The 12,991-nt window shown below is 60.8% G+C and carries 10 protein-coding genes; 9 read left to right on the top strand and 1 reads right to left on the bottom strand.

Annotated features, from left to right (window positions below; translation table 11 throughout):
* The first annotated feature begins 143 nt into the window (after nt 1-143).
* Genes queC through queF form a run of 4 tightly spaced genes read left to right on the top strand, consistent with a single transcriptional unit; the run spans nt 144 to nt 2,383 of the window.
* The gene (queC, locus tag JL2886_RS03005) at nt 144-845 is read left to right on the top strand and encodes a 7-cyano-7-deazaguanine synthase QueC (protein ID WP_065270659.1); all 702 of its coding nucleotides are present in this window, start codon (nt 144-146) and stop codon (nt 843-845) included.
* Nucleotides 845-1,198, top strand: a complete 354-nt coding sequence (gene queD / locus JL2886_RS03010) for a 6-carboxytetrahydropterin synthase QueD (protein WP_065270660.1) — start codon at nt 845-847, stop codon at nt 1,196-1,198. The genes queC and queD overlap by 1 nt, the downstream gene beginning before the upstream one ends.
* Nucleotides 1,195-1,902: a 7-carboxy-7-deazaguanine synthase QueE gene (gene queE, locus JL2886_RS03015; protein WP_065270661.1), complete on the top strand. Its 708-nt coding sequence runs from the start codon at nt 1,195-1,197 to the stop codon at nt 1,900-1,902. Before queD ends, queE begins: the two co-directional genes overlap by 4 nt.
* 16 nt (nt 1,903-1,918) lie before the next feature.
* Nucleotides 1,919-2,383 carry a preQ(1) synthase gene (gene queF / locus JL2886_RS03020; protein ID WP_065270662.1) on the top strand — a complete coding sequence of 155 codons (465 nt, stop codon included), beginning with the start codon at nt 1,919-1,921 and terminating at the stop codon, nt 2,381-2,383.
* A gap of 1,237 nt (nt 2,384-3,620) precedes the next feature.
* Here the strand turns inward: queF and JL2886_RS03030 are convergent.
* On the bottom strand, nt 3,621-6,524 hold the full coding sequence (locus tag JL2886_RS03030) for a calcium-binding protein (protein ID WP_065270663.1): 2,904 nt from the start codon (nt 6,522-6,524) through the stop codon (nt 3,621-3,623).
* A 587-nt stretch (nt 6,525-7,111) separates the two neighbouring features.
* On the opposite strand from JL2886_RS03030, the gene JL2886_RS03035 reads away from it, so the two are divergent.
* The 5 genes from JL2886_RS03035 to JL2886_RS03055 all read left to right on the top strand — a co-directional run bounded on the left by JL2886_RS03035 (nt 7,112) and on the right by JL2886_RS03055 (nt 12,912).
* Complete coding sequence (locus JL2886_RS03035) at nt 7,112-7,366, top strand: acyl carrier protein (RefSeq protein WP_065270664.1); 255 nt, start codon at nt 7,112-7,114, stop codon at nt 7,364-7,366.
* A gap of 334 nt (nt 7,367-7,700) precedes the next feature.
* Nucleotides 7,701-9,080 (top strand): carbamoyltransferase, encoded by a 1,380-nt coding sequence (locus tag JL2886_RS03040; RefSeq protein WP_237028411.1) that lies wholly within the window; start codon nt 7,701-7,703, stop codon nt 9,078-9,080.
* A complete protein-coding gene (locus JL2886_RS03045; protein WP_133245337.1) occupies nt 9,077-10,057 on the top strand; it encodes a hypothetical protein in 981 nt (326 codons plus the stop codon). The genes JL2886_RS03040 and JL2886_RS03045 overlap by 4 nt, the downstream gene beginning before the upstream one ends.
* Nucleotides 10,054-11,745, top strand: a complete 1,692-nt coding sequence (locus tag JL2886_RS03050; protein ID WP_065270667.1) for an AMP-binding protein — start codon at nt 10,054-10,056, stop codon at nt 11,743-11,745. Before JL2886_RS03045 ends, JL2886_RS03050 begins: the two co-directional genes overlap by 4 nt.
* Before the next feature lie 96 nt (nt 11,746-11,841).
* A complete protein-coding gene (locus JL2886_RS03055) occupies nt 11,842-12,912 on the top strand; it encodes a cytochrome P450 (RefSeq protein ID WP_065270668.1) in 1,071 nt (356 codons plus the stop codon).
* The last annotated feature ends 79 nt before the right edge of the window (nt 12,913-12,991 follow it).

Here is a 12,991-nt window from a genome sequence, read left to right on the forward strand (position 1 = left end):
GCGCGCGTTGCGCCAGTGCCGTAAGGCAGTGACCGGCGAACGCCGGATCCCAAATAGGTGTCTTGCCTCCCCCGCGACGCGTTGATAGGCAGCGCCACGAAATCCGGTCGCAGCCTACCCGGATACCAAAACAAGGGCCCAACATGAAAACACTTGTCATCTGCTCAGGCGGACTCGATTCCGTGTCGCTTGCGCATATCGTCGCCGCCGAGCGTCAGCTCACCCGGCTTGTTTCCTTTGACTATGGCCAGCGCCACCGCAAGGAACTGGACTTTGCCGCCGCTGCCGCGCAGCGCCTTAATGTCCCCCACCACCTGATCGACATGCGCCCCATCGGCGCCGCGCTGACCGGATCAGCGCTCACCGACGACATCGACGTCCCCGACGGTCATTACGCAGAAGAAACGATGCGCATCACCGTCGTGCCAAACCGCAACGCCATCATGCTCGCCATCGGGTTCGGCGTTGCCGCCGCAAACGGGGATGAGGCCGTCGCCACCGCCGTACATGGCGGCGATCACTTCATCTATCCCGATTGCCGTCCCGGGTTCACCCGCGCGTTCGAAACCATGCAGAAAGCCGCGCTAGACGGCTATGCCGACGTGGAACTCTACACGCCCTTTGTGGAACGCAGCAAAGCCGACATCGTCGCCGATGGCGCCCGCCACGGCACCCCCTTTGCCGAGACCTGGTCCTGCTACAAGGGCGGTGATCTGCATTGCGGGCGCTGCGGCACCTGTGTTGAGCGCCGCGAGGCCTTCCACCTCGCCGGGGTCGCGGATCCGACAGCCTATACCGACCCGGACTACTGGCTCTCCGCCATTGCCGGAAAGGAGGGGCACTGATGTTTCGCATCCGCAAGGAGTTTCATTTCTCCGCCTCGCATCAGCTTTCCCATCTGCCGGACGACCACCAATGCGCGCGCCTGCATGGGCACAATTACATCGTCGTGGTGGAACTGGCCGCCGAGGCACTGAACGACGACGGGTTTGTCCGCGATTATCACGACCTGAAACCGCTCAAGACCTATATCGACGAGACCTTCGATCACCGGCACCTGAACGAAGTGCTGGATGTCGCCTCGACGGCTGAAAACATGGCCCGCCATTTTCACGACTGGTGCGCGGCCCGCTGGCCTGAAACCAGCGCGGTTCTGGTGAGTGAGACGCCCAAGACCTGGGCCGAATACCGGCCATGACCCTGCGTATTGCCGAGATTTTCGGCCCCACCATCCAGGGCGAAGGCGCCCTGATCGGTGAGCCGACCGTATTCGTACGCGCAGGGGGCTGCGACTATCGCTGCAGCTGGTGCGACAGCCTGCACGCGGTGGACAGCGCCTATCGCCACACCTGGACACCGATGAGTGACGCGGAGATCTGGGACGAGGTTCTGCGCCTGTCAGGCGGGCAGGCCCTGACCGTCTCGCTCAGCGGCGGCAACCCCGCGATCCAGGATTTCGCCCCACTCATCGCGCGCGGCCGGGCGGCGGGCTACCGGTTCGCCTGCGAAACGCAAGGATCGGTTTCCCGGCCCTGGTTCGGCGACCTTGATACGCTGGTGCTGTCCCCGAAACCGCCCTCAAGCGGTGAGAGCGTCGACTGGGCAGCCTTTGCCGCCTGCGTGAAGGCCGGGCAGACTGCCCGCCAGATGGTGATGAAGATCGTCATCTTTGACGAGGCCGATTATGATTGGGCCAAGGACGCCCACGCGCGCCACCCCGACCTGCCGCTTTACCTGCAACCGGGCAATCCCGATGTAGACCCGGAATCCCCTGTGGATCCCCAGGATCTTGCGGACCGGCTGGAATGGCTGACCGAACGCGCCATGACAGATGGCTGGTTCACCCCCCGTATCCTGCCGCAACTGCATGTCCTGATCTGGGGCAACAAGCGCGGCGTCTGACCGATTGGAGCTTTCCATGACAAACGATATCTACAGCAATCTCAAACAGCTGGGTGGCGAAACCCGTATTCCCACTAGCCCCGAAGAGGCGGAACTGGAGCGGGTGCCCAACCCGCAGGCAGATGTGGACTACAACGTGCGTTTCACCGCGCCGGAATTCACTTCGCTCTGCCCGATGACCGGACAGCCGGATTTTGCCCATCTAGTGATCGACTATGTGCCCGGTGACTGGCTGGTGGAATCAAAATCGCTGAAGCTGTTTCTGACCTCCTTCCGCAATCACGGTGCCTTTCACGAGGACTGCACAATCTCCATCGCACGTCGGCTGGTGGATTTTCTTGATCCCAGATGGCTGCGCATCGGCGGCTACTGGTATCCGCGTGGCGGCATTCCGATTGATGTCTTCTGGCAAACCGGCCCACTGCCTGAGAGCGTGTGGATCCCGGACCAAGGCGTGCCGCCCTATCGCGGACGGGGTTGATCGCCTAGCGGCAAAAAACACAACAATCCACCTAGGGGGCGTCAGGCCTGACGCCCCAGCCAATCGCGACGATTAGGGAAAAGACATCGCGCAAGGCCGCAATTGTGTCACCGGGTCGCTATGGCCAATGGTTGGCCAGCCGCCGGTGAGAATTCACCCTAACCAGATCTCCCCAGCAGATTTCCGAGATGGCGACGCTATGCGCAGACGCATCGCCATGCGAGAACTGGCCTGAAAACTTTTCTGCCGCGCAGAGATGATTTTGGCATACAAACGAAGGGGGAATGGTGGGTGATGAGAGACGGAAACAAACCTGAAATTACTGCAGGAATTCAGATCCGCAGTGTCCCACGCCAGCAGTGGAACCCGGATATAGAAAACAATCACTTACAGAACCGGTGTCCCACGAAAACCATCTTCGCCCAGTCGGCAGCTGGCTCGCGGCATTGCTGTCTCCGCAGCCTCGGAAACTTGCTGGGGCTCCGGTCTAAGGCAGCCATTTCCAGAGCTTCCGTTAGATATTTCGGCGCACCTTCCCCTGCGATCGATTTACCCCTCTGGGATCACATCCCACCGGCCTTGGCTGCTCGGCGGATTGTGGAAACCCTCAAAGGTTTCCAGTTTTCCTGTCAGGCAGTGCGGAACTGTTTTCGCCGAGTTTGCTAGGTTCGCCTCACCTAAATCAAGCGTTCGCCGGAGCAAGCTCCCGCAAGGCACGCGCCATTTCCAGATAGCCGGAATATCCATACTGCGCGTGCATGCTTTCATACCATGCGGCCCAAGGCTCTCGGCGCTCCTCTGCGAACACGTCGCTCCAGAACCCCTTACGAACACTTACCTGGCCATCGGGCAACCTCGAAACCTCTATCCGCGCCTCACTCATCAAAAGCCTCCTTTTGTGGTCTGCCGAAGTCATCAGCGGCACAAGGCGCCAAGCGACCCCCCGTCTCCTGCCCTTCATATTCCACGTTCTGGACCTTGTAGAGCCTCTTAACGCCATTCCGTTGCCTGTAAGCAGAAAGACATACCTTCAGGCTTGCACTCCAACGTTGTCCTATCCGTGGCAGATTTTGCAGCCGCAGCGCGGGCAGGCAAGTCGCGACGATCCGAAGCGTGGGATCCCCAGCTTTTACGCCGCTCTCGGCATAGCTGTCACAGAGCCCCTAGGACAATCCAGCTGGGAAAGGCGAAGCGCGTTCACCACCCTAATCATGGAACAAAGCCCAACTACCGTAACTTAGAGCATATCATCGCCGTAAATTACGTAGTTCTGGACATCTGAAAGGGTAACAAGAATGTCATCATATCCGTCGTTGTTCATGTCACCCGCTGCAGCAGCGGTAGAGTCCACGTAGTTGGTGGATGTGTCATCTGCCGGGCGAATGACAAAACCGCCGGTCCCCGCGGCGATATCAGACAGATGAATAGCCTCAGTCGAACCCGTCCCGAAAATCACGTAAACGCCAAGCGCCTCTCCAGTGTTCACGTCGCTGCCCGTAATGGCAATGTCGTCGCGCCCGTCGCCATTTACATCTCCGAGGAACGTTACGGAGCTGCCAATAGCAGACAGTTCCTGTGTCCCCATGATTTCGACCCCGCGCGAGCCGAGGTCATCCAGTTCAACGGCAGCAGGGTTTGCACTTCCAAAGACAACATAGGCTGCGCCTGTGTTTTCCCGATCGCCGCGATCTGCGTAAGGCAGGCCAATCAGGATGTCGTCCAAACCATCGTTGTTGAAGTCGCCTCCACCTGACAGTTGGGCACCGCCAGTTTCCGCCCATTCCAAGTCATCGGCATATTGCAGATGCGAGCGTATCTGGAACCCATCGTCGGAAAACCCGTCTTCAAGGAATACTGGCGAACCCTGGCTCCGGCCTTGCACCACAAAGAAGCTCTCCGTCTTATCGGCGACGTGCCGCATGGCGATCACCATGTCATCCAGCCCGTCCCCATTGGTATCTCCAGCGGAGCTGACACTGGCGCCCGTCGCCAATCCATCTGCAGAGTCGATTACAAAGCCCCCTTCCCCACCTTCGATAGGGTGCACGCTGGATAGGGAAGTATCCGTGATGACGTAGCCAATCAGGTGATTGAAATCGGTATCATCAATCACGCGCGAGCTGTCCATGACCAGAGCATCGCTGTTGCCGTCACCATTTATGTCACCTAGCGCGGCCCCATTAATCCCCAGTGTTCCAAGAAATTCTCCGGCGCCTTCGATCAGGCTGGTATTCGGCTCTGTTCCATCTGCAAGTGTCACATTGGAGGAGCCGGTGTAGACGAAGGTCGCGCCGATACCTTCAAAGTTGGAAACGCCCATGACGAAGTCAGCACGCCCATCATCATCAACGTCTTCCAGCACACCGATGAAGTTGGCAAGATCCAGCCAGTTTCCGGTATCAAGCGTCACCGTGAACCCGGTACTTCCCGAGGCAGCCTCTGCCACGTTGACAAGATCCGCCTGTGATGCAGCACCGTACAGCACATGATATTCGTAGGCAGATTGGCTACTTCCCCTGACAAGCAGATCCGAACGCCCGTCACCGTTGAAATCACCTAAGCGACCTCCAGGATCTTCATCCGTCAATGGCGTCATTCCAGTGAGTTCAAAGCCTCTGAAATTCCCGGACAAACCAGCAAGGTCGGAGCCAGGAGTGCCACCGCCGGAGGACGCGCTAGTGGAAAAGCTTGAGAGTGTCACGCTGGACAGGTAGGTATGATTTGACTCCCCGGTGTCGGGGTTAACTGACCCCTGGCGGTCATAGTGAATAACCGTATCCGTAGCCCCGACGCCCTGCCCGCTTTCAACCCAGATCGAGGCCCCGTCCCGGTTCCCGTCTGATGCAGCATAGGTTCGCAAGCTATCCGCAGTAAACCGCTGACCGCCTACTGTCAGGATGTCCTCGGCGCTGAAGTCGCGGACCGTATCATCCCCGTCTGCGCCAAAGGCACCGGCCGACTGTACAAAACCCCAGTAAGAATTCGTGACGGTGTAGGAGGCCCCGACGGTGTTGAACCGGAAATGATCTTCACCTTCGCCCCCCCAATACACATCATCGCCACTATAGCCCACGAGCGTATCGTCCCCGCCGTCTCCGGTCAGCAAGTCGGCACCTGCTCCTCCTCGCAGGACATCGTCGCCGCTACCGCCATAAAGGGTGTCATCACCACTGTCACCGTAGAGGAAGTCGCCACCGCTTTGACCGCTAATGTAGTCATCTCCCGCCCCACCAGCCATCGTATCGCGCCCCCCTGCCCCTGAGAGAGTGTCCGCTCCACGACCACCAAGAAGAGCATCACTGCCAGCCATGCCAGCCATGCTGTCATCTCCGTCGCCACCAATCAGGTAATCGCCTCTACCGCCGCCCAACAGCGTGTCTGCCCCGTCCCCACCATCAAGCTGATCGCGCCCAGCATTGCCCCGCAGTTCGTCATCACCGAAATTGCCAAACAAACGGTCGTCAGCCTTACCTCCGATCAGACGGTCGTGACCCCCACCACCTTTGATTTTGTCTTTCCCGCCGCCGCCAAGCAGGATGTCGTCGCCTCCGTTTCCGACGAGTCGGTCCCGTTTACCTCCGCCCGATATGAAGTCGTCGTCCGCTCCGCCAATTATCTTATCCTTGCCATTCATGCCGCGGAGGGTGTCGTTCCCACCTCCGCCAAAAAGGCGATCGTTCTTACTGCCACCGCTCGCGTGATCATTCGCAGCACTGCCAGAAAATCGCATCGACTGCTCCAACTCATCCACAATCGAGCCAAAAAGGTCGGTGAAGTTGAAGTCTACAGCACTCCGGGACTGCACATCCAAATTGGATGGCGTCTCGAACAAGGCCGCCATGGCATCCGGGCGCCCAGCATTGAGTTCAGAACGTGCGGTCAGGAAATCGGCAAGGCTCCATTCCAATTCGTCCATGACCGCCTGAAGCTCACCCGAGCTAGAGTAATAACGCATCTCGGAGACAAGACCGTCATAAGGCACATTGTCCGTACCAAATTCGATAGGAGAAGCATCCACTTCGACTCGACGGCCGAGCTCATCCACAAAGACAATGGGGCCAGCGGCAACCTGTTCCTGAACCCGCCCTAGGAGGGCACTGTTGAAAAAATGGGTCTCTGTTCCAAGAAGGCGAAGCCGCATAACACAATCTGCCTGTTCTATTGGTTTCGAATGGGCGCTCACAAAAACACGCGCGGTAGCCCATGGTTGCGGTAATTTGCATCTCAGATCAAGGTTTAGGCACCATCTCACACAGGCTCGCCCTGGACCGGGAACGCATGACAACTCTGGCGCAAGCCCCATATCGCGCCCTATGCGCTATCCGCACAAAGCAAATCCAGATGACTGGAGCTGCAGAGCCTAAAGAACTGCCGACAGCTCTCAGCCCGTAGGAGACATTCGTGCAGCAATACGGAACAGGAAGCTCCCGGCAGGTTGGGCGGTGAGTCGTCGTTTGCAGCGCTGGTCACGGATAGTAGCGATGCGCAGGAAGCGGGCGTTGCAACGTCAACCTTCTGACGTACTCAGCCAACGCTTCATGCTGCGTTGCCGAGCACAAAAGCTGCAGTTCGCCGCAGGCGCATCATCTAAGCTTGGCGGACAGGCAGCAATCCGGCACAAGTCAAACGATACAGGGAGATGGTGTCACGCTTGGCCTTGTTGTAACATGCTTTCCCTTGTTGTAATGCGGGTAAGCAATTGTGAGACAGCGAGGAAAGGATGCTGCGGTGCCAGAAAACGCCGTTTCCGACAAGACGATGCGCGACTTCCTGCGCACCTCCATCGCGCGGATCGCCAAGCTGCCTGTCGAGGAGATCGATGACGCGACCGCAATCCAAGACTACGGGCTGACCTCGCTAGAGGTGGTGGTCCTGAGCGGCAACCTCGAAGACGCATTTGGACTCGAGATTGACCCGGCACTGGTCTTCGAATTCCGCACCATCGACGTTGTCTGCGCGAGCCTCGCTGGCAGCAGGGCCTGAACGCGTGGCTGGGGCGCGGTTCTACATCGGTCTTTCTACATCCGGACACGACCCGTCCTTTGCCGTCGTGGACAGCGACGGGCGGCTTCTGTTTGCCGAGTCGAGCGAGCGGTACCTCCAAGACAAAAGAGCCTGGGGCGCGGCACCGGACCTCCCGGCGCATATGCTGCCTGTAATCCATAACCTCTGTGGCACTGCGCCCGAGGTGACTATCGCCACGACCTGGCAGCATGCTAAGCCAGAGTTAGACGCTCCTCCCGACAGCGGCCACGCTTCCCTGATTTCCGAGGCCGACGCACGCTGGCTCAATGCACTGCAGAGGCAGGCATTTTCCATGGCCGGAGCTCATCTGCGCAATTCGCTCGGCCTACCGCGGGAAACGGTCATCCGCCGGTTCGACCACCACCTGACCCATGCCCTAGCGGCCAGCCTTAGCTGCGAGGCAGAGGACGCGACCTGTCTGGTGATGGATGGTGAGGGCGACGTCGGGTCAGTCAGCGTGTTCGACATGACGGCCCGCCGCCTGTCACGGCGCTGGCGCTCTTGGGGTCCGGGCAGCATTGGGGCCTATTATGGGTGGGCCACAGACATGTGCGGCTTCGACTGGCGGCTCGGGGAGGAATGGAAGGTTATGGGCCTGGCCGCCCTAGGTAAGCCGGACAGGGCAATCACCAGCGCCATGGCTGACCTGTTGCAATTCGACAGGGGCCGCCCCCTTCCCGCATCCGCTGCCGCTCTGGACGCGGCGGAGGCTCTGATCACTCAGCATCGGCGGTGCCGCACGGATCCCGATGTTGAAAAATTCGCTGACTTGGCCGCAAGCGCGCAGTCCGCCTTCGGGCGGATGGCGGACCAGGTACTGCAGGCGGTGCAGACAGAGGTAGGCGGCCCCCTCATCCTGACTGGCGGCTGCGCGTTGAATTCCGCCTATAACGGGACGATCCTCCGACGGTTTGCCTTCGACTCGATTCACGTTCCCAGCGCCCCGGCCGATGACGGGAATGCGATCGGCGCGGCGCTTGCGGCTTGGCTCGAAGACTACCCCGACCGGCGGTTGCCGGTTCAGACATCGCCATACTTGGGATCAACCTCTCAGAGCCGTTCGATTGAAGGCATGCTGCGCAACTTCACCGGTGCCGATATAACCCGCGTCGGCACTCAATCCCCGCAGCGCGTTGCTGAACTGCTGGCAGCCGGGCAGATTGTCGGGGTAATGCGCGACCGCGCGGAATTCGGCCCCAGATCTCTTGGACACCGATCGATCCTGGCCAACCCGACTGACAGGGGGATGAAAGAGAAGATCAACGCCCGGGTCAAGGGCCGTGAGGCCTACCGCCCCTTTGCTCCGGTCGTGCTGGAAGAGCAGGCGGCCGACTGGTTCCACGACGCCCAGCCGTCGCCCTACATGTCGTTTGCCCTGCAGTGGCGCAAGGCTGTGCGCGAGCGGGTGCCTGCGGTGGTGCATGACGACGGAACGGGGCGATTGCAGACCGTAAGCCGTGACGGCGCGCCGTGGATGCACGATCTGGTCTCTGCCTTCGGTGCCCTGTCGGGCACACCGGTCGTTCTGAATACCAGCTTTAACGTGATGGGTAAGCCGATCGTCCATTCGGTTGAAGACGCGATCGCTGTCTTTGCGACCACTGGCCTGGATGCGGTGCTGATCGACGACCTGCTGATCCGGAAACGTGCGCAAAGCGAGAACAGTGCATGATCAATCCAACTCCCCGTCTGACCGCCGCTCTCAGGAAGGCCAGCTCGGACGATCCGGGGGAACGGCTTTCAGCCTCCCGAACGCTGGTGGCCCACGGGTTGATCAATACCGCAGAACCCGTTCTGCAGGGCCTCGCCGACAATGAGGCGCTCGCGGGCGAAGCGACGGTGCTGCTGTCGGCCTGCCGCTACATCCGGCGTGTCCTGAGCGAGGCAGATATGAAAGATAACAGCGGCAACGCGGCACTGTCCAACGAGGCCGAGCGGGACATCCTACTAGGACAGAGCTTCGACGATTTCTACCTTCTGAAGCGCGCGCAGGGCAGTTCCAACCTGATCGTCGTCTTTACCGGCATGGCGCGCAGCTTCGGGGTTTCTCTCGCACTGCTGCTGCGCATTCTGAAGCGCTTTGACAGCCATGTCATCTTTCTTCAGGACACGCGTGAGCAATACTACTTCAACGGCGTCGCAGGCCTTGGCGGCACCTATGCCGCCACTCTGGACGCGCTCAGGCAGCGGGCCGCTGAGATCGGCGCCCGGAACATCTGGTGCCTAGGCCAGTCGGGTGGCGGCTATGCCGCGATCCAAGTCGCAATCGATCTGCGGGCCCGCGGTGTTCTGGCCTTCGTGCCCGCAACGAGCCTCGAAACCCTGCAGGTGAACGGAACGCTGCCTGCCGACGGGCCGGACAACGATACCGGGAAGGCCCTGCCCCGCCCATTGGATCTGGTCGTGCAGTTGCAGCGGGCAGACATTGTGCCGCATATCTCGATCGTCTACGGTGCCTTGGCAGAGCAGGATGCCGTCCAAGCACAGCGGTTGGTTCATCCGGCGGTCGAACTGGTCCCCATCGAGGGGTTTGCCGATCACGCGGTGTTCTCCAAGGTGGTGGCGGACAACCGTCTGGACGACATGATCCAGCACCTTTTCGCCAGCCAACCCCACGATCCCCGCGTCAAGAGCGAGACGAGCGCATGAGTTTCGCCCGCGAAATCCTGACCCTTGCCAATGCCCGGCCCGAGGCTCCAGCCCTGCGCTTCCTGGAACGGGGCGAACGGGAGACCTATGCTGCCAGCCGGGGATTCCTCGTTCAGACCGCCCAGAAGATCTCGGAACAGCTCGTGGCAAACGGCCTGTCCGGGGCACGGGTCCTGCTCGCCTTCGAGGCAGGTCCCGAGTTCATCGAGACGTTGCTGGCCTGCCTATTCGCTGGAACCGTCGTCGTCCCGGTCCCCATGCCGCGGCATCGCGGCCGAACCAGTCGACTGGACTATATCGTGGCGGATTGTGACGCTTTAGCGGTGCTATGCCGGGCCGCGGATATCGAGACCCTGGCCGCACATGTCGGGGCCGGACGCGGCTCCTACATGCCACGCATCCTCTCCTATGAGGACCTCTGCGCCGGAGATGCCATTCTGGACTCGAAAGCCTGCCCGGGAGTGTCGGGGGCTGCAGAGGACGTGGTGCTGATCCAGTATACGTCCGGTTCGACCCGGCAGCCCCGTGGCGCGATGGTCACCAACCGGAACCTCGTAGAGAATGGCAGGCTGGTCCGCCGTGCCTGGCGGCTGGACACCGAAACTATGCTCAACTGGATGCCGCATTCCCACGACATGGGGCTGATGGGCGGCATTCTCTACCCGATGCTCTGGGGCGAGATGAGCATCCAGATGCCGCCGTTGTCCTTTGTCCAGCGACCCGCACGCTGGCTCCAGGCGATCTCGGACTGGCGGGCGACGATGAGCGGCGGTCCGGCCTTTGCCTTCGACCTGGCGCTGAAATCCACCGACGTTTCACGGCTCTCCGGGCTGGACCTCTCCTGCTGGCGGCGGGCGTTTTGCGGGGCCGAGCCGGTCCCGCAAAAGCTGCTGACCCGGTTCCGCCAGCGCTTGGCTCCTGCCGGTCTGGCCCCAGAAAGCGTGTTCGCCTGCTATGGCATGGCCGAGGCGACGTTGTTCGTCGCGGGGGCGCCCGATACCCAAAGTGGCGCGGAGCCGGTTGCCGAGATACCGGCGTCTCAGTCCCCGGTCGCCCCCTGCCCGGCAAATTTTGGCCTGCGCGACAGGATCCGTATCGTCAATCCTCGAACCCACGAGCTCATCACCGAAGACGGCCAGTCCGGCGAGATTTGGTTTTCATCGGCCTCGGTGGCCCGGGGGTACTTTGCCAGGCCCGTCTCTCAAGACACGCCCTTTGACGCGGTAACTGTACCCGATGACGGCCGCCGGTACCTGCGTACCGGAGATCTCGGATGTCTCGAGAATAGCCAGCTCTATGTTTCCGGGCGCCTGAAGGATACTTTGATCGTGAACGGGGAGAATGTCGCTGCGCCCGACGTGGAATGGTTGGCCGGGGAAGCCCATGCTGGTCTGAACGCCCTCGCCGCGGCCGCGTTCGAGGGGGACCAGCCCGGCAGTGCCGTACTGCTTGTCGAGGTCAGGGACAGGCTGTCGGACATTGGGAATATCGAGGAACTGCAACGGCGGATCGCCATGATCTTGCGGAGCGAATTCGGGCTCGACCCGGTCGAGGTGCAGATCCTTAAGCGCGGTCTTCTCGAACGCACGACCAGCGGCAAGATTCGCCGTCACGCCGTGCGCCGCAGCTATCTGGCCGGGGCCTTTACCCCGCAAGGGCAGAATGGCGCCAGAGAGACGACCGACTGAACGGTGGGGGAACGGATGCAACACACAAAACCGAACAGTACCAGATCGTTCCGGGTCATTACTGACCCGCCTGCCGCCCGCAACGTGAGCCGATCAATGGCCTTCAGCGTGGTTGATCTGCCGGGCTACTACCGAAACATGGCAGATCTCGCGGGGCTGGAACTGAACGCACTGATCCGCGTGATCGACAGCATTCCGTTCTTCTCAAACGGCCCTCGCCACCTCCTGTTGCGCCGCGTCATCCTGCAGGTGCTCCGGGAAGACAGGATCGATGCCTGGCAGCCGATCGTGGATGAAGAGGTCGACACAGCAATCTCACGTCTTGGAAACTCGGCCGTCGTTGACCTGGTCGAGGATTTCGCTGACCCGCTGTTCGCAAGAGTGATGACTCGCCTTTTTGGATTGCCAAGGGATCAGGCCGACAATCTGAACCGCTGGGCGGAAACCGTCCGCTTCGTGTCCGAACTCCTCTTGCCGATCCGGCGGGTGCGCCAGATGAACGATGCGGCCGACCAGCTCCTCGAAGCGATTAGGAGCAAGGACGCTCGGACAAGGCGCCTGCGTGATACATCAATCGCAAGCATGCTCGAACGGGCCGCCGGAACTGACCTGACGGCTGAGGAAGTCGACGCCCTGATAGCCGGTCTGTTCATCGCGGGGCAGACCACCGCGCATACGCTGTCTAATATTCTGCTGCTGGTACTGCGCCTGGACCCAGAGCAACGGCCCCTGCCCACTGACCCGGCCCCGCGCCGGAACGCGGTCGAAGACCTGATCCGACGGGGCGGGGCACCGCAATACCTGCTGCGCATCGCCCGGGAAGACAAGACCGTGGGCGGGCACGACCTGGAAGTCGGCGATCCTGTCCTAGTGCATATTCCATCGGCGAACCGGTTGACGGATGGTGCAGGAATCCCACCCGCTACGACTGGCGGCTGTCCTTTCGGCCAAGCGCCGGATGTGAAACCCCATTTCAGTTTCGGCGCGGGCATCCACCATTGCCCAGGGGCGCCCCTGGCCCGGATGCTGATCGACACGGCGCTGCACAAGCTGCTGAACGCGTTTCCGGAGATCGAACTGCTAGATCCCGAACCCGAAATGTTCGGCACGGACATCATCAAGAGCCCCCGGTCCCTCTCCTCCCGCCTGACCGCCACGGCCTCATAGTCCGGTTCCGGAAACGACGGCGTTGTCACGCTAACCCCAGTCTTCCGCACGTCAATCCTGTACGGAGAGGCTCAGCCAA

The organism is Phaeobacter gallaeciensis, from assembly GCF_001678945.1.
Lineage (GTDB): Bacteria > Pseudomonadota > Alphaproteobacteria > Rhodobacterales > Rhodobacteraceae > Phycobacter > Phycobacter gallaeciensis_A.